We start from the raw sequence: 16003 nt of genomic DNA, 5'->3' as shown, positions 1-16003 counted from the left end.
CCTCCCCGGCGGCCAAGACCTGTCCGGCGCCGCCAGCAATCCCTCACCGCCCCGGCATCGCCCGCATCAGCACATAGCCCAGCACCGACAGCACAGCGATGCCCATGGCCAGCGGCACCGGCGTGCCGTCAAAGGCCAGCCCCAGCGGGGCTGCCAGCGCTACCGAGCCCACCGTCGCAATCGCTCCCGTGACCGAGGCCGCCATGCCGGCGATATGGCCCACGGGTTCCAGCGCCAGCGCGTTCAAATTGCCCAGCGTCAGCCCGGCCATGAAGAACACGCCCGTCGTCCAGACCAGATAGGCCGGAAAGGCCAGCGCCTCAGGCCAAAGACCAAACCCCGTCATCAGCGCCATGCCGCCTGACAGCGCGATCTGCAGCGCCATCGTGGCCGTCACGATGCGCCGCATGCCCAGCCGCACCACGATGGCCGCGTTTACCAGGCTGGCTGACCCTGCCAGCAGCGCGATGGCGGCAAACCAGTAGGGAAAGCTGGCATCCCGACCGTAAGTCACGTCAAAAATCTGCTGGGTGGACGAGATCATGGCAAACAGCGCCGCAAACACCAGCGTCTGCACGGCGATGGAGATCTGAATGACACGGTGCGCCAAGACCTCGCGCAGCGCGTCCCACAGCGCGGCCAGCCGCAGGGGCCTGCGGTCGGCGGGCAGCAGCGTTTCGGGCTGGCGCAGCAGGAACCACAGCATCGACAGGCCGGAAAACAGCACGAAGGCCAGAAAGATGCCGCGCCAGCCGAAATCCGCGATGATGAAGGTGCCCAGCAGCGGGGCTGCGGCGGGCACGATGGTGAATATCATCATGGCAAACGACACTACCCGCGCCATCTGCCGCCCCTGATAAAGGTCGCGCACCAGCGCCAGCGTCACCACGCGTGGGCCTGCCGCCCCCAGCCCCTGCACCACCCGGGCCAGCAGCAGTGTTTCCAGGCTTGGCGCGACCCAGGCCACCAGTGCGGCCAGCGAATACAGCGCGGCCCCGCCCACGATCACCGTGCGCCGCCCGAAGGCATCCGACAATGGCCCGGCGACGAAGGTGCCCAGCCCCATGCCCAGCACGAAACTGGTGATGATCAGCTGCGCGGTGTTGGGGCTGCCGGGCGACAGTTCGGCGGCGATGCGGGGCAGGGCGGGCAGCATCGCGTCGATGGAAAAGGCGATGGTGGCGAACAGCATGGCGATCAGCGCGATGAATTCGGTCTGGTGCAGGGCTTTGGGGGGTGCCTCAGCCATTTTCAGCCCGATCCGCCGCCAGCTTGTCCACGATTTCATCCGCCACTTGCTGCCACAGCGCCACCGGCTGCGCACCCGAAAGCACATAGCGGCGGTCGATCAGAAAGGTGGGCACGGCGTTCACGCCCTTCTGGCGGGCATCGGCATCGCGGGCGGCCAGATCGGCGCGGTCGGCATCGGTGGCCAGCAGCCGCGCGGTCAGCGCCGCATCCATGCCCGCCACGCCTGCAAGTTCGGCCAGCGTTGCGGCATCGCCGATGTCGCGCCCTTCGCGGAAATAGGCGCGGAACAGGGTTGCGACCATGGCCGATTGCCGCCCCTCCAGCCCCGCCCAATGGATCAGCCGGTGGGCATCCAGCGTGTTGGGGGTGCGCTGGATGGCGGCAAAGTCGATCTCCAGCCCCGCCGCCTGTGCCGCCTCTTCCACCCGGGCATAGACGGCCACCGCCTGCGCCTTGCCGCCGAATTTGGTCTCCAGATAGCTGCGCCGGTCGGCACCTTCACGTGGCATGTCGGGATTCAGCTGAAAGGGGTGCCATTCCAGCACGAAGGGATGATCGGGCCGGCTTTCCAGCGCGCGGTCCAGCAGCGCCTTGCCGATATAGCACCAGGGGCAAACCGGATCAGAGAATATGTCGAGGCGGATCAAGATGTTCCCTTTCAGGCCGTGTCCCGCGCCCTCCGCATCGGCGCGGGCGCAGGTAGCAAAGCATTCATTCACATTGCCGCCGGAAGCGGCAGCACGGCGCGCATCGGGCGCAGCCGCAGCCCGTGCTACGCCTGCCCGTGCCTGTGTGCAAGGCGAGGAAGGGGCCACATCGGCGTGATCCTGCGCCGAGAACGGGCGGCGCAGCGGCGGTATGCACGCCGCCACGCCTGCCGCTGCGCGTCAGCCCTGCCGTTCCGCGGTGGCGTCATCGCCAAAGCGGGCATCGTCATCGGACGGATCCTCGCCCGGGGGCACATAGCGGCGGCTTTCGGTGATGCCCGCATTGTCGTGGTGCTCGTCCATATGGACATCGGCGGGCACGGCACCTTCCAGCCATTCGGCCACCTCGTTTGCCGCATCGTCACTGGTCAAGCCGCGCGTTTCGGCCAGCAGTTCCACCAGCCCCGCCCGGTCGCCATCCAGCGCGATCAGGGCGTTTTCATCCAGATCGGGCCAGGTTTCCAGCATCAGGCCGTGAAACGCCTCCCAGTTCTGCGATACAGTGCGCCAGCGCATGCTTCGTTTCCTTTCCTTGTGCCATGGCCAATGCAAAGGGCCGGGCCGTTGTTCCGGCCCGGCCCCCTTTCAGCCTGCCCGGAGGTCAGAACCAGTTGGCCACCATGTTTGCGCCGCCGGAAATATCCTGTCCGACGCCATCCACCGTGTTGCAGGCTGACAGTGCGGCAAGTGCTGCCAGAACCATCAGTAGTTTCATGCGTTTCTCTTTCTGCTCTCAGTCCTCGTGCCACCAGACTTCTGGCTGGAATCCCGGCCAGTCCCCATAGATCGACAGTCGCGCGGGGTATTTCAGGTGGTTCGCATGCGCCAGTCGTGAAACCTTAGAATACCAGAACGGGATCACATATCTACCCGTTGTCAGCACACGGTCCAGCGCCTGTGTCGCCGCTGCAAATTCCGCAGGGTCATTTGCGCCCAGCATGGTGGAAATCATCGCCTCGGCGGCGGGCGATTTCGCGCCCATGGTGTTGCGCGAGCCGGGCTCATCGGCATTGGCAGCGGCCCAGTAGAGGATCTGCTCGTTGCCGGGGCTGAGCGACATGGAGCGGATAAAATGGGTCATGTCGAAATCAAACGCCGTCGCGCGTTCCTTGTATTGCGCGGAATCCACCGTGGTGATGCGCCCGGCGATGCCCAGCCGTTTCAGCGCCTCGATATAGATGTTGGCGATGGAGATCATCTCATCCTGCCCGTTGGTCAGCAGGATCTCGAACCGGAACGGCTCTCCCGCCGCGTTCTTCAGCACGCCCGCGTCGATGGTCCAGCCCGCCTCGGCCAGAAGCCGCGTCGCCTCGCGGATGCCTTTGCGGTTGGCCTCTGACCCGTCGGACACGGGCAGGGCGTAACCCTCCAGCGCGCCGGGCAGCAGTTCGGCGGTGAACGGGGCCAGAAGTTCGGCCACGCGGCCCGTGGCGGGCGTGCCCGGCACGAACCCCAGCGAGGAGTTCGAGAAATACGATGTGATGCGCGGTTCGGCCCCGCCGGTCAGTGTGGTGTTGATCAACTCGAAATTGAAGGCCTGGATCAGCGCCTCGCGCACGCGCCAGTCGGCAAACATCGGGCGGCGGGTGTTGAACACCAGCCCCTGCATGCCGGACGGGCGGGCATGCGGTATTTCCGACAGCGTGATGTCGCCCGCCTGCACGGCGGGGAAGTTGTAGTTGCTGGCCCATTTTGCCGCGTTGGTTTCGCGGTAGCTGGTGATCGTGCCGCCCTTGAATGCCTCGAACACCACGCCGCCATCGCCGAAATATTCATAGCGCACCTCGTCCAGATTGTGCTGGCCGCGGTTGAAGGGCAGATCCTTGCCCCACCAGGCGGGGTTTTTCACGAAGCTGACGAAACGGCCGGGCTCGAACGCGCCGACGGTGTAGGGGCCCGAGCCGATGGGCGCCTCCAGCGTGGAGGCGGTGAAATCCTTGCCCTCCCACTGGGCCTTTTGCAGGATCGGGCGCAGGCCCAGGATCAGCGGCAGTTCGCGGTCGATGGTGTTGAAGGTGAATTTCACCGAACGCGGCCCGGTGATTTCGGTGCTGCCGATCTTGGCCCAGGCCCCGGCGTAGCGCGGCAGGCCCTGCGTGGCCAGGGTTTCGAAGGACCAGATCACATCCTCGACCGTCACCGGGCTGCCATCGGCGAATCGCGCGCCTTCACGCAGGGTAAATTCTGCGTATGTCCGGTCATCGTCGGTGGCGACCGATTCGGCCAGCAGGCCGTAAAGCGTGAAAGGCTCGTCGAACGACCGGCCCAGCAGGGTTTCCACCGTCATCGACCCCAGCGCATAGGGGGCGATGCCCTTGACGATATAGGGGTTGAGCGAATCGAACCCGCCGGATTCGCCAAAGACGATGCGCCCGCCCTTGGGCGCATCGGGGTTGGCATAGGGCAGGGCCACAAAATCAGGTGGCAAGGCCGGCTCGCCATACATAGCTATGCCATGGCGCGGTTCTGCCAGTGCCGGAACGGCCAGCGCACCCAGCAGAAACGCAGCCCCCGCATGGCGCAGAATGGTGAAAAAATCCTGTCTCATTCCGGCAACAATCCCTCTGTCCCAGGTTTTCTTGAAGGAAAGATTACGGCTGCTTGTGAACCTTTTCAAACTTTTAACTTGGCCAGCCGAAATGATCGGCGTATAAGGGCCTTACTGCTCGATAGGTTTCTTGCCTGTATGAAACCTGCCTCAATAACTGAACGCCAGCTTCGTGCTGGCGTTTTTTTTATGCGTTGCGGAAAGCCGCCGCCATGGCAGGCACCCGATAACGTGTCTCGCCCCCCGCGCGGCTTTGCGCTATTTCTGCTGTGCAGCATCAGCGGAGACAGGCATGACACCGGCAACGACCCTGGCAGGCAAGACAGCCATCATCACCGGATCGAACTCTGGCATCGGGCTGGGTGTGGCCGAAGAACTGGCGCGCGCCGGGGCGGATGTGGTGATCAACTCTTTCACCGACCGGGAAGAGGATCATGCGCTGGCGGCGCGAATCGGGGCCGAATTCGGCGTGACCGCGCGCTATATCGCCGCCGACATGTCAAAGGGCGACCAGTGCCGCGCGCTGGTGGAAAAGGCCGGGGCCTGCGACATTCTGGTGAACAACGCGGGCATCCAGCATGTCGCGGCGATCGACGAATTTCCGGCTGAAAAATGGGATGCGATCCTGGCCATCAACCTGACCTCGGCGTTTCACACCACGGCAGTCGCCCTGCCGATGATGCGGGCTAAAGGCTGGGGCAGGGTGGTGAACATCGCCTCGGCCCACGGGCTGACGGCCAGCCCCTACAAGGGGGCCTATGTGGCGGCGAAACACGGCATCGTCGGCTTTTCCAAGGTGACGGCGCTGGAAACGGCGGGGCAGGGCATCACCTGCAACGCGGTCTGCCCCGGCTATGTGCTGACCCCGCTGGTCGAGGCGCAGATCCCCGACCAGATGAAGAAACACGGGATGGACCGCGAGACAGTCATCAAACAGGTGATGCTGGAACGCCAGCCGTCGCGCGAATTTGCCACCACACAGCAGTTGGGCGGCACGGTAGTGTTCCTGTGTTCGGCCGCCGCCGACCAGATCACCGGCACCACGATTTCGGTCGATGGCGGCTGGACGGCGCTGTGAGCCTGCGCATCAATGTGGCGTTGCAGGGCGGGGGCGCGCATGGTGCCTTTACCTGGGGTGTGCTGGACCGGCTCTTGGAGGATGACGGCATCGAGATTGCCGGCATTTCCGGCACCTCGGCGGGTGCGCTGAACGCGGCGGCGCTGAAGGCGGGTTTGGCGGCGGGCGGGCGCGAGGGGGCGAAGGCCAGCCTTGATGCCCTGTGGGCGCAGGTCGGTTCTGTGGGTGATCTGCGGCTGAACGCCTGGCTGACGGCCTGGATGCCGGTGGTCACAGCCGTGACCGATGCCGTGGAACAGGCCTTCCCCGTATCGCCGCAGGGCATCGCGGCGCAGGTGTTTTCCCCCTATGCCTATGGCCCCTGGTGGCAGAACCCGCTGGAACAGGTGGTGCGGCGGTTTGATTTCACAAAGGTCTGCCATGATGATGGCCCCCGCCTGTTTGTCGGGGCCACCAATGTGCGTTCGGGCAAGGTGCGGGTGTTCTCCGGGCGCGAGATCGGGCCCGAGGTGCTGCTGGCATCGGCCTGCATTCCCACGGTGTTTCAGGCGCAGGAAATCACCGACCCCAAGACAGGCGTGGCCGAGGCCTATTGGGACGGCGGCTTTACCGGCAACCCGGCGCTGTTCCCGCTGTTTGCGGCGGGGCTGCCGGATGACATTCTGGTGGTCAGCATCAACCCGTTGCGGCGCGAGGAAGTGCCGGAAACCCCGCTGGACATTCAGAACCGCATGAACGAAATCAGCTTCAACGCATCCTTGTTGCAGGAATTGCGGGCGATTGCCTTTGTCAAACGGCTGATCCGCGAAGGCAAGCTGGAACGCGGCACGATGAAGGATGTGCTGATCCACATGATTGCCGATGATGCGCTGATGACCGACCTGACCGCCAGCACCAAGCTGCGCCCCGCGCCACTGCTGCTGGCCCGGCTGAAAGCCGCGGGGCGGGTGGCGGCGGATACATTCCTGGCCGACCACCGCGCCAGCATCGGCCAGCGCAGCAGCGTTGATCTGCCGCTGCTGTTCGGCTGACCAAGGCTGGATGGTGGTTATTTGGCGGTCAGCGCCTCGACCGCCTCTTTCGGGCTGGGATAGACAAGGCCCGCCGAGATGATCAGCTTGGCCGCATCCTCGATCTTCATGTCGAGGATGATCACATCGCTGGCCTTTACATACAAAAGGAACCCCGATGTCGGGTTGGGCGTGGTGGGAATGAACACCGACAGCACGTCCTCGTCTGACGGAAAGCGCGTGGCAATCTCGCCCTTGGCCTTGGTCGAGACAAAGCCGATGGCCCACAGCCCCTGCCGGGGATATTCCACCAGACAGGTCTTTTCGAAATTCGTGTCCGATTGCGCAAAGACGGTTTCGGCGATCTGCTTCAGCCCGTTGTAGATCGACCGCACCACCGGCATCCGGTCAACCAGCCCTTCGCCCCAGCGGATCAGCGACCGCCCGATGATACCCTTGGCCAGCCAGCCGATCAGCACCGTGAACAGCAGAAAGATGATCACGCCGATGCCACGGATGTTGAACACCGTGTCTTCACCCAGATATTGCCGGAACAGCACATCGGGGCGGTAGGGGCCGGGCACAAAGGGCAGCACCCAGCTGTCGATCCAGCCGACCACGGTCCAGATCAGATAGATGGTCAGCCCGATGGGCAGGATGACGATCAGCCCCGTCAGAAAGCTGGAGCGCAGGCCGGCAAGCAGCCCCTTGCGGCGGTGCGGAAGATGTTCGGTCATGCGGTTCCCTCTGTTCCGCCCCGACTGTAGAAGCCGTGTTGCACTGCGGCAATGCCAAAGCGTCGGCCGTGGGCCAGCGCCGTTCAGCCCTGCCGCGCGCTGGCGATTTCGCGGGCAATCGCGGCGCCCAGCCGCGCGTTGTTCAGCACGAGGTCGATGTTGGCGGCCAGCGACCGGCCCTCGGTCAGCGCAAAGATCCGGTCCAGCAAAAAGGGCGTGACCTGTTTGGCGGCGATGCCCTGCGCTGCGGCCTCGGCCAGCGCCTGTTCGATGACCGGACCAATAACCGACAGGGGTATTTCCGAGGCGGCGGGAATCGGGTTGGCCACCAGTTGCCCGCCGGGCAGACCAAGGCGCGCGCGCATCAGATGGGCGGCGGCAATCTGGCCCGCCGTGTCCATCCGCAGCGGGGCGGGCAGGCCCGAGGACCGCGCCCAGAAGGCCGGAAAATCGTCCTGGCTATAGGCGATGACCGGCACGCCAAGGGTTTCCAGCACCTCCAGCGTTTTCGGCAGGTCCAGTATCGCCTTGGCCCCGGCGGCGATGACGGTGACGGCGGTATGCGCCAGTTCGCGCAGGTCGGCGGAAATGTCGAAACTGGTTTCGGCCCCGCGATGCACCCCGCCGATGCCGCCGGTGGCGAACACGTCGATCCCCGCCAGCCGCGCGCAGATCATGGTGGCGGCGACGGTGGTGGCCCCGGTGCGGCCCTGCGCAAGGCAGGCCGCCAGATCGGCGCGCGACAGTTTCATCGCATCGGGCGTGCGGCCCAGATCATCGAGTTGATCCGCCGACAGGCCCACAAGGATCTGCCCGCCCACCACCGCGATGGTCGCAGGCACGGCGCCATTGGCGCGGATCTCGGCCTCGACCGCCCGGGCCGCCGCGACATTCTGCGGAAAGGGCATGCCATGGGTGATGATGGTGCTTTCCAGCGCCACCACCGCACGGCCTGTGGCCAGCGCATCGGCGACTTCGGGCAGGATGGTGAGCGGGGGCAACAGGGCAAGGGGCAGGGTCATGTTCCGATCTCTCCTGATACATAATCGGCGGCGGCGCGCAGGGCGGCGGCCAGTGCCGCCTCGCGCGCAAGACCGCGCCGTTCGGCCACGATATGCGCGGCCATGAATGTGTCGCCCGCGCCGGTGACGCGCGTGACCAGCACCGGCGGCGGCGCATCGCTGATCACGCCTGCGCCTTGCCGGCCCTCAGCGCAGATGCGCCCGCCATCCGTCACCAGCACGCGCGGCGCGCCCCGCGCGATCAGCCCCTCGGCCGCCTCATCCGCACCGGCAAAGCGGGTCTTGCACAATATGCCCGCCTCCTCGAGGTTCACATACAGCGTGGCGCGCGGATGCGACAGCAGCGGCAGCAGCCGTTCGGCCTTGCCGGGGCTGGCCGGTGCCACCCGCAGATCGGCGGCGGCAAACAGCGGCGAGGCGGCGATGACCGACAGCAGCGCCTCGGTCAGGTTGCCATCCAGCGCGATCATGCCGGGCCAGGGCGCATCGTCGCTGCCCAGCCGCCCGTCACCCAGCGCGCGCAGGATCTTGTCGCCCGCCGCCTCCAGCGAATGCGCATCGGCCACGGCGGCGATCAGGCCGTTGGCGCCCTCGATGGCCATGTAGCGGTCGGTCGGCAGATCGTCGGACCGGTAAAGATGCGCGGTATCCATGCCCATCCGGGCGCAGGCGGCGATCAGTTCATCCCCTTCGGCATCACGGCCCACGGCGGACAGCAGGGCAGGGGTCAGGCCAAAGCGGCGCAGCGTCATGGCGATGTTCATCGCCACCCCGCCCGGCAGGCGGCTGATGCGCCCGGGCACGTCCGACCCCAGCCGCATTGCGGTGGGCGAACGCCCGATGATGTCCCACAGGACAGAACCGATGCAAAGAATGTCAGGCCTTGTCATGGCGGCGGTTTTGCCCGGCCCGCGAGCGTGGCGCAAGCCCGGAATGCGGAGGCCTCCGGCGGGGATATTTAGGGACAGAAAATGGGGCAGGGTGGTCTTTCTGCATTTTCTGCCCTCAAATATCCTCGCCGAAGGCAAGAATCTGCAAGGGCACTGCCGGGTGCGGCGCGTGACCGCTTGCAATCCCTTTCTGCCGGGGCTAATGGCACCGCACTTCACAGGCGAGGCTTGGGTTGTTCGGGGGAGACATCCCCGACTGTCCGCCGGTTGGACCGCAGGGTCTGAGACAGCTTCGCCGAGGCGCAAACCGGAAAAAGGATATTGGACATGGCGCTCCCCGAGTTTTCCATGCGTCAGCTGCTTGAAGCTGGCGTTCACTACGGCCACCAGACCGCACGCTGGAACCCGAAGATGGGTGAATTCATCTACGGCGACCGCAACGGCATTCACATTCTCGACCTGACGCAGACCGTGCCCATGCTGGACGCGGCGCTGAAAGTGGTGCGCGACACCGTCGCCCGTGGCGGCCGCATCCTGTTCGTCGGCACCAAGCGCCAGGCACAAAAGCCGATCGCCGAAGCTGCCGAGAAATGCGCACAGCATTACATGAACCACCGCTGGCTGGGCGGCACGCTGACCAACTGGAAGACCGTGTCCCAGTCGATCCAGCGGCTGAAGCAGCTGGACGAGCTGATGGCGCATGGCGCCGAGGGCCTGACCAAGAAAGAGCGCCTGAACATGGAGCGCGAGCAGGGCAAGCTGCAAGCCTCGCTGGGCGGCATCCGTGAAATGGGCGGCACCCCCGACCTGATCTTCATCATCGACGTGGGCAAAGAGGATCTGGCGATCCTTGAAGCGCAGAAGCTGGGCATTCCGGTGGTTGGCGTGGTCGATACCAACTGCTCGCCCAAGGGTGTGGATTACATCATCCCCGGCAATGACGACGCGGCCCGCGCCATTGCGCTGTATTGCGATCTGGTGTCGCGCGCGGCGCTGGACGGCATGACCGCACAGATGGGTGCCGCCGGCATCGACCTGGGCGCGCTGGACGCGGCCCCGGAAGAAGAAGCGCTGGACGCCTGATCCCGCAGGGCGGGGGGAATTCCTCCCGTCGCAAGATTGTTACCCGGTGGGGTTAATCCCGCCGGGATATCCGCATGACATGAGGAGAGCCACGATGGCCGTCACCGCTCAGATGGTGAAAGAACTGCGCGAATCCACCGGCGCAGGCATGATGGACGCGAAAAAAGCGCTGGTCGAAACTGATGGCGACATGGAAGCTGCGGTCGACTGGCTGCGCACCAAGGGGCTGGCCAAGGCCGCCAAGAAATCGGGCCGCGTGGCGGCCGAGGGTCTGGTCGGCGTCGCCGTTTCGGGTGGCAAGGCTGTGGCCGTCGAAGTGAACTCGGAAACCGATTTCGTCGCCAAGAACGCCGATTTCCAGGGCCTTGTGGCCGGCATCACCAAGACCGCGCTTGGCGTGGATCAGGTCGAGGCGCTGAAAGCCGCCGACCTGAACGGCAAGACCGTGGAAACCGTGCTGAACGAGGCCATCGCCGTCATCGGCGAGAACATGACCCTGCGCCGCATGGCCGTGCTGGAAGGTGATTTCGTCGCCGCCTATGTGCACAACGCGGCAGCCGACGGCATGGGCAAGATCGGCGTGCTGGTGGCCGTGAAGGGCACCGACAACGGCATCGCCAAGCAGATCGCCATGCATGTGGCCGCGACCAACCCTGCCTCGCTGTCGGAAAAGGATCTGGATCCGGCGCTGGTGGAACGGGAAAAGAACATCCTGACCGAACAGGCGCGTGAATCGGGCAAGCCCGAGGCCGTGATCGAAAAGATGATCGTGGGCCGGATGGCGAAGTTCTTCGAGGAAGTCACGCTGCTGGGCCAGAAATTCGTGCTGAACCCCGACATCACCGTGGCGCAGGCCGCCAAGGATGCGGGCGTCGAGGTTGTGGGTTTCGTGCGCATGTCGGTGGGCGAAGGCATCGAGAAAGAGAAAGAGGATTTCGCGGCGGAAGTGGCGAAAACCCTGGCTGGCTGATTTTTGGCCAGTATGTCTGCGGAAGGGCCCGGTCGGTTGACCGGGCTTTTTTTTCGTAGTGGACTGCTACCTTGAACTCAAACTGATATGCAATTTATGGGTCATGAAATGAACTACAAGACCTTAGCGCGGAAGCACCTTGGCGCAGTCAAAGCGTTGATTGAATCAAGTGCCGAGCAGGATCTCTTGCTGGCTTGCCTCAATTTGCGGATGTGTATGGAAGCCGTCACCTATGAGCGTTCCAAAACATATATTGAGGATCTTGGCCCAGAAAAACTCATGAAAACATGGCAGCCAAAAAACCTCATGAAACGTATGCTCGAGGTCGATCCGCATGCAGATCAAACATCTACGTTTTCGTATGGTGTCGAACCAAGCATAGGTCAAGAACCTGAAAAAATTCAGTTTCTGGGGACAGACAGAGTTCTGGACCTAGCCACGCTGAATGAGCACTACGATGCTCTCGGTTCTTTCCTGCATTTGCCCACGATCAAGCAGTTGGAGAAGGGTAGAGGGCACGATGAAGCGAAGGTTAGAGCACGTTGCATGCAGATTTATGAAGCTTTGGAGCCTGTGGTCAACTCGTCGTTCAATGCATCTTTTTCCGTTACGGGTCAAATTGAATGCATGAAATGTGGCCAAAATATCAGACGCCGAATGGGCTTGGAAGGCCATCCCAGGAGGATCGAGTGCTGGGTGTGCGGGGCTACCTACGACATGACAAAGGCCAACAAAACGCAGGTCCATTTTGAGCCCCGACAATTGGAAGTCGTATGCCCGGACAAGAGTTGTGAGACTCCCTCTTGGCTATGGGAAAATGAAGTGCGCCAAGGCACGTCTTGGCAGTGCGAAGGGTGTGGCTCTCAGATTGAACTTAAGCTCATGATAGTGAAGACGGACACCCGAGAACCAATCGGGGAATAGTTTGGTAAGTGGAACTTTGCAGTCGCATCATTAACCCATAATCAATATTATGTAATTTAATGGTCGTGCCGTGGTTCTCTTGCCTCCCAAGGCACACGGTCCCCGCGTCAAACACGCAGAGATCACTTTTACATCGTTGACAATGGCTTGCAGGACAATGCTCAGGCATCACACCACCGCACGCTCCCGAAACGCACGCCCGGCCAGCACGCGCTCAACCCCCAGATCCGACAGGTCAAGGCTTTGCCAGCCGCCGGTCAGGATGTGTTCGGCGATGCCGCGCCCCACGGCGGGCGCCTGCTGCAAGCCGTGGCCGGAAAAGCCGTTCATCAGGTAAAGGTTGGCCAGCGCCGGATGCGGGCCCAGAATCGCGTTCTGGTCCAGCGTGTTGTAATCGTAGTGCCCCACCCAGTGCCGGATCACCTTCACCGCGTCGAACCCCGGTGCGCGGGCGAAAAGCTGCTCCCATATCTGGTCCTCGAAGATGTGCAGGTCGGGCTCGAAATCATCCGCATCGCAGGGGCCGTCATCGGCGGGCACGGTGGCGGTGATCCAATGGCCATGCTCCGGGCGCAGGTAAAACCCGGCATCCACCAGCAAGGGCGCATCGGCGTGCCGGGCGTTCGGCGCGTCGATCACGAACACCGTTCGCTTGCGCGGCTCCACCGGCAGGGTCAGGCCCGCCATGGCCATCACCGCAGCGGCCCTTGTGCCCGCCGCATTCACCACCGCGCCGCAAGCGATGCGCCCGCCGCTGGCCAGATCGACCGCCACCAGATGATCGTCCTCGCGCACCAGCCCGGTCACGGCATCGCGCAGAAATTCCGCCCCCTGCGCCTTGGCCGCCGCGCGAAGACCGGCCAGCAAGCCCATGTTGTCAAACCAGCCTTCGTCACGCGGGCCAAAGGAACCGGCCACCAGATCGCCCACCTCCAGCCAGGGGAAACGTGCCTTGATCGCGTCGGGTGTCAGCACCTCGGTCGCAGCGCCAAGGCTCCGCTGCATGGCGGCAACCTCGGCCATCAGCGCAGCCCCCGTCGCCGATCCGGTCAGAAACAGATAGCCATTCTCCTTCAGCCCCAGCGAGGCCACGCCCACATCCACCCCCAGGCTGGCCTGAAAATCGCGGATGAAGCCGATGCCGAACCGCGAGATCGCCACATTCACCGCCGTGGTGAACTGCTGGCGGATCGAGGCAACCGACAGCGCCGTGGCAGCGCGGGCGAAGGTCGGGTCACGCTCTACCACCGTCACGCGCAGGCCGGGCTGCATCCGCGTCAGCCACCAGGCGGCCGAGGCCCCCATCACCGCGCCACCCACCACCACCACATCCCGCACCGCCATAAACGCCCCCAAAAGCCACGCTGCACCGAATCCACCGCAGGCAGTTCTCGACAGCCGCGGCAAGACAGGCGTATTACAACCCTTGGGATGAGAACACCCCGGGCGCGGTAAAACAGTTGCGGCAATTACAGCCGTGCTCTGCGCCCGGAACACGAGGGATAATATGACCGAAGTGATTGCCCTTTTGGGGGAGATCGCCCAGGCGGCATCTGTTGATGCGGTCTGGGCCAAGACGGCAGAGTTCATGCGCGACAAGGGCTTTGCCCGGCTGAACTATGGCTTCACCCGCTTTCGCCACGACAATTCGATTGGCGACCCGGATGATGCGGTGTGCCTTTCGACCAACAGCGCCGAATATGTGCAGTTCTACTTTCAGGGCGGGTTCTATGCGAAAACCCCTGTCTACCGCTGGATGACGCAGAACGTGGGCGCCTGCACCTGGCGCTGGGTGGCCGAGGATTATGCGGCGGGCCGCCTGTCGCCCTCCGAGGCCGAGGCGGTGCGCCGCAATGCCGCCATCGGCATCGTGGCGGGCATCACCATCAGCTTTCCCGAATCCTCGCCGCGCAGCAAGGGCGCGCTGGGGATGATCGCCGACCCCGGCCTGTCGCATGATGACGTGGACCGGATCTGGGCGGCGCATGGTGGCGAAATGCTGGCCGTGGCGCATATGATGCATCTCAAGGTGGTGCAACTGCCGATGGCCATCCGCCGCCGCGCCCTGACCGAACGGCAGCGCGAGGCGCTGGAATGGGTGGCCGATGGCAAGACAACGCAGGACATCGCCTTGCTGATGGGGGTTTCCGGCGCGATGGTGGAAAAGCACCTGCGGCTGGCGCGCGAGGCGCTGGATGTGGACACCACGGCGCAGGCGGTGGCCAAGGCCGCGCTGTTGAACATGATCTTCGTGCGGGTGGCATTGCCCGACCCGGTTCACGCCACCGCAAGGTAGGGAATCCCCTACTTTCCTGACGCCGCGTAAATGTCGATTGTGCAAGGGCTTCAAGGACAATGGCTTGGCCATTGAAACGTGCAACAGGCGCAGGCTGTGTTTTGCAGCGCGTCCTGATGCGGCCCGGCTTGCCGGATGCGATCAGCCAAGGCGCGGTTTGCCGTGCCAAGGCCAGTGTGAGTCCTGCGCCCGTCCTCATCCCCAATGGTGCGGCGCGACGGAAAAGCGGTGCGGCCTCCCCAGGGCTGTGCCGTTTTTTTGTTCCGGATGGTGGCTGCCCGGGGGGTCAGGCCACCTGCCCCGCCGCCCAGCCCGACGACCAGGCCCATTGAAAATTGTAGCCGCCCAGCCAGCCGGTCACATCCACCACTTCACCGATGAAATACAGCCCCGGCACCGCGCGCGCCTGCATGCTGCGGGCGTCCAGATCATCGGTGTTCACGCCGCCCAGCGTCACCTCGGCGGTGCGGTAGCCTTCGGACCCCACGGGGCGCAGTTCCCAGCCATGCAGCAGCGCCGCCACCCGGGCCAGCGCCGCCTGCGGCTGGTCGGCCAGATTGCCCTGCGCGCCCGCCAGCGCCTCGACATGCCGGGCCAGCCGTTCCGGCATCAGTTGCCCCAGTGCTGTGCGCAGCGCCATGCGCCCGTTCTGCGCCTTGGCGGCGCGCAGATGCGCCAGCGCATCCTGCCCGCGCGCCAGATCCAGCGTGATGCTGTCACCCTCGCGCCAGTAAGAGCTGGCCTGCAACACCGCAGGTCCCGACAGGCCCCGGTGGGTGAACAGCACCGCCTCGTCAAACCCCGCCGGCCCTGCCGTCACCCTGCCCTGCACCGCCACGCCCGCCAGCCCCGCCATGGCCGCAAGCTCCTGCTCGGCAAAGGTCAGCGGCACCAGACCGGGGCGGGTTTCGACCAGCCGCAGGCCATGCGCCTCGGCGACGCGGTAGCCATAGCCGCTGGCCCCCATCTTGGGTATCGACTTGCCCCCCGTCGCCACCACGACCGAGGCCGCCTGAACCGGCCCGCGCGCGGTATCCACCACGAACCCCGCACCATCCCGCCGCACATCGCCCAGCGTCGTGCCCAGCCACAGCACACCACCCGCACGGGCCAGATCAGTCAGCAGCATCTGCACGATCTGCATGGCCGACCCGTCGCAGAACAATTGCCCCAGCGTCTTTTCATGCCAGGCGATGCCCGCCGCATCGACCCGCGCGATGAAATCCCACTGAGTGAACCGCTTCAGCGCCGACAGTGCAAAGCGCGGATTTTGCGACAGAAAACGGTCATGCGCGATGCCGGTGTTGGTAAAGTTGCACCGCCCCCCGCCGGATATGCGAATCTTTTCTCCCGCCGCCTTTGCATGGTCGATCACCAGCACGCGCCGGCCGCGCCGGGCCACCTCGATGGCGCAGAACAGACCGGCGGCACCGGCCCCCAGAACAAGGACATCACAGTTTTCCATCGGGTTTTCCTACCCTGCCACG

16 protein-coding genes are annotated in these 16003 nt (G+C 64.4%); 6 read left to right on the top strand and 10 right to left on the bottom strand.

Annotation, left to right across the window (positions count from 1 at the left end):
* Positions 1 to 43 precede the first annotated feature (43 nt).
* The 5 genes from GEU84_RS02205 to GEU84_RS02185 form a co-directional block, all read right to left on the bottom strand.
* A complete protein-coding gene (locus tag GEU84_RS02205; protein ID WP_152823852.1) occupies positions 44 to 1249 on the bottom strand; it encodes a multidrug effflux MFS transporter in 1206 nt (401 codons plus the stop codon).
* Complete coding sequence (locus GEU84_RS02200) at positions 1242 to 1898, bottom strand: DsbA family oxidoreductase (protein ID WP_152823851.1); 657 nt, start codon at positions 1896 to 1898, stop codon at positions 1242 to 1244. Before GEU84_RS02200 ends, GEU84_RS02205 begins: the two co-directional genes overlap by 8 nt.
* Positions 1899 to 2138: 240 nt before the next feature.
* Positions 2139 to 2474 (bottom strand): CsbD family protein, encoded by a 336-nt coding sequence (locus GEU84_RS02195; RefSeq protein ID WP_152823850.1) that lies wholly within the window; start codon positions 2472 to 2474, stop codon positions 2139 to 2141.
* A gap of 85 nt (positions 2475 to 2559) precedes the next feature.
* The gene (locus GEU84_RS02190; protein ID WP_152823849.1) at positions 2560 to 2673 is read right to left on the bottom strand and encodes an entericidin EcnA/B family protein; all 114 of its coding nucleotides are present in this window, start codon (positions 2671 to 2673) and stop codon (positions 2560 to 2562) included.
* A gap of 18 nt (positions 2674 to 2691) precedes the next feature.
* Positions 2692 to 4506 carry an extracellular solute-binding protein gene (locus GEU84_RS02185; RefSeq protein ID WP_152823848.1) on the bottom strand — a complete coding sequence of 605 codons (1815 nt, stop codon included), beginning with the start codon at positions 4504 to 4506 and terminating at the stop codon, positions 2692 to 2694.
* 292 nt (positions 4507 to 4798) lie between these two features.
* Between GEU84_RS02185 and GEU84_RS02180 the strand changes: the two genes are divergently transcribed.
* On the top strand, positions 4799 to 5584 hold the full coding sequence (locus tag GEU84_RS02180; RefSeq protein WP_152823847.1) for a 3-hydroxybutyrate dehydrogenase: 786 nt from the start codon (positions 4799 to 4801) through the stop codon (positions 5582 to 5584).
* Positions 5581 to 6615 (top strand): patatin-like phospholipase family protein, encoded by a 1035-nt coding sequence (locus tag GEU84_RS02175; protein ID WP_174539266.1) that lies wholly within the window; start codon positions 5581 to 5583, stop codon positions 6613 to 6615. The genes GEU84_RS02180 and GEU84_RS02175 overlap by 4 nt, the downstream gene beginning before the upstream one ends.
* Before the next feature lie 17 nt (positions 6616 to 6632).
* Here the strand turns inward: GEU84_RS02175 and GEU84_RS02170 are convergent, their stop codons facing one another.
* From GEU84_RS02170 to GEU84_RS02160, 3 genes are all read right to left on the bottom strand, one after another.
* A complete protein-coding gene (locus tag GEU84_RS02170) occupies positions 6633 to 7331 on the bottom strand; it encodes a DUF502 domain-containing protein (protein WP_152823846.1) in 699 nt (232 codons plus the stop codon).
* Positions 7332 to 7414: 83 nt separating this feature from the next.
* Positions 7415 to 8353 carry a pseudouridine-5'-phosphate glycosidase gene (locus GEU84_RS02165; RefSeq protein WP_174539265.1) on the bottom strand — a complete coding sequence of 313 codons (939 nt, stop codon included), beginning with the start codon at positions 8351 to 8353 and terminating at the stop codon, positions 7415 to 7417.
* Complete coding sequence (locus GEU84_RS02160) at positions 8350 to 9243, bottom strand: PfkB family carbohydrate kinase (protein ID WP_152823845.1); 894 nt, start codon at positions 9241 to 9243, stop codon at positions 8350 to 8352. Before GEU84_RS02160 ends, GEU84_RS02165 begins: the two co-directional genes overlap by 4 nt.
* Positions 9244 to 9570: 327 nt before the next feature.
* Between GEU84_RS02160 and rpsB the strand changes: the two genes are divergently transcribed.
* The 3 genes from rpsB (at position 9571) to GEU84_RS02145 (ending at position 12220) form a co-directional block, all read left to right on the top strand.
* Entirely contained in the window at positions 9571 to 10326 is a 756-nt protein-coding gene (gene rpsB, locus GEU84_RS02155) for a 30S ribosomal protein S2 (RefSeq protein WP_174539264.1), read from the top strand.
* A gap of 94 nt (positions 10327 to 10420) precedes the next feature.
* Positions 10421 to 11296 carry a translation elongation factor Ts gene (tsf, locus tag GEU84_RS02150; protein WP_152823843.1) on the top strand — a complete coding sequence of 292 codons (876 nt, stop codon included), beginning with the start codon at positions 10421 to 10423 and terminating at the stop codon, positions 11294 to 11296.
* A gap of 108 nt (positions 11297 to 11404) precedes the next feature.
* On the top strand, positions 11405 to 12220 hold the full coding sequence (locus GEU84_RS02145; RefSeq protein WP_152823842.1) for a hypothetical protein: 816 nt from the start codon (positions 11405 to 11407) through the stop codon (positions 12218 to 12220).
* 168 nt (positions 12221 to 12388) lie between these two features.
* Here the strand turns inward: GEU84_RS02145 and GEU84_RS02140 are convergent, their stop codons facing one another.
* Complete coding sequence (locus GEU84_RS02140; RefSeq protein ID WP_152823841.1) at positions 12389 to 13564, bottom strand: NAD(P)/FAD-dependent oxidoreductase; 1176 nt, start codon at positions 13562 to 13564, stop codon at positions 12389 to 12391.
* A gap of 163 nt (positions 13565 to 13727) precedes the next feature.
* On the opposite strand from GEU84_RS02140, the gene GEU84_RS02135 reads away from it, so the two are divergent.
* The gene (locus GEU84_RS02135) at positions 13728 to 14516 is read left to right on the top strand and encodes a helix-turn-helix transcriptional regulator (RefSeq protein WP_152823840.1); all 789 of its coding nucleotides are present in this window, start codon (positions 13728 to 13730) and stop codon (positions 14514 to 14516) included.
* Positions 14517 to 14802: 286 nt separating this feature from the next.
* Here GEU84_RS02135 and GEU84_RS02130 read toward each other — a convergent pair whose 3' ends face one another.
* A complete protein-coding gene (locus GEU84_RS02130) occupies positions 14803 to 15981 on the bottom strand; it encodes a BaiN/RdsA family NAD(P)/FAD-dependent oxidoreductase (protein ID WP_152823839.1) in 1179 nt (392 codons plus the stop codon).
* Positions 15982 to 16003 lie beyond the last annotated feature (22 nt).

The organism is Fertoeibacter niger (assembly GCF_009380135.2).
In the GTDB taxonomy this organism is placed as follows: domain Bacteria; phylum Pseudomonadota; class Alphaproteobacteria; order Rhodobacterales; family Rhodobacteraceae; genus Fertoeibacter; species Fertoeibacter niger.
This window is presented reverse-complemented; position numbering and strand designations above follow the sequence as displayed.

What these genes read in the sequence shown, in the direction of transcription:
- GEU84_RS02205 (WP_152823852.1), bottom strand. Translation starts at nt 1,249, where the DNA reads ATGGCTGAGGCACCCCCCAAAGCCCTGCACCAGACCGAATTCATCGCG.
- GEU84_RS02195 (WP_152823850.1), bottom strand. Translation starts at nt 2,474, where the DNA reads ATGCGCTGGCGCACTGTATCGCAGAACTGGGAGGCGTTTCACGGCCTG.
- GEU84_RS02190 (WP_152823849.1), bottom strand. Translation starts at nt 2,673, where the DNA reads ATGAAACTACTGATGGTTCTGGCAGCACTTGCCGCACTGTCAGCCTGC.
- GEU84_RS02185 (WP_152823848.1), bottom strand. Translation starts at nt 4,506, where the DNA reads ATGAGACAGGATTTTTTCACCATTCTGCGCCATGCGGGGGCTGCGTTT.
- GEU84_RS02180 (WP_152823847.1), top strand. Translation starts at nt 4,799, where the DNA reads ATGACACCGGCAACGACCCTGGCAGGCAAGACAGCCATCATCACCGGA.
- GEU84_RS02170 (WP_152823846.1), bottom strand. Translation starts at nt 7,331, where the DNA reads ATGACCGAACATCTTCCGCACCGCCGCAAGGGGCTGCTTGCCGGCCTG.
- GEU84_RS02165 (WP_174539265.1), bottom strand. Translation starts at nt 8,353, where the DNA reads ATGACCCTGCCCCTTGCCCTGTTGCCCCCGCTCACCATCCTGCCCGAA.
- GEU84_RS02160 (WP_152823845.1), bottom strand. Translation starts at nt 9,243, where the DNA reads ATGACAAGGCCTGACATTCTTTGCATCGGTTCTGTCCTGTGGGACATC.
- rpsB (WP_174539264.1), top strand. Translation starts at nt 9,571, where the DNA reads ATGGCGCTCCCCGAGTTTTCCATGCGTCAGCTGCTTGAAGCTGGCGTT.
- tsf (WP_152823843.1), top strand. Translation starts at nt 10,421, where the DNA reads ATGGCCGTCACCGCTCAGATGGTGAAAGAACTGCGCGAATCCACCGGC.
- GEU84_RS02145 (WP_152823842.1), top strand. Translation starts at nt 11,405, where the DNA reads ATGAACTACAAGACCTTAGCGCGGAAGCACCTTGGCGCAGTCAAAGCG.
- GEU84_RS02140 (WP_152823841.1), bottom strand. Translation starts at nt 13,564, where the DNA reads ATGGCGGTGCGGGATGTGGTGGTGGTGGGTGGCGCGGTGATGGGGGCC.
- GEU84_RS02135 (WP_152823840.1), top strand. Translation starts at nt 13,728, where the DNA reads ATGACCGAAGTGATTGCCCTTTTGGGGGAGATCGCCCAGGCGGCATCT.
- GEU84_RS02130 (WP_152823839.1), bottom strand. Translation starts at nt 15,981, where the DNA reads ATGGAAAACTGTGATGTCCTTGTTCTGGGGGCCGGTGCCGCCGGTCTG.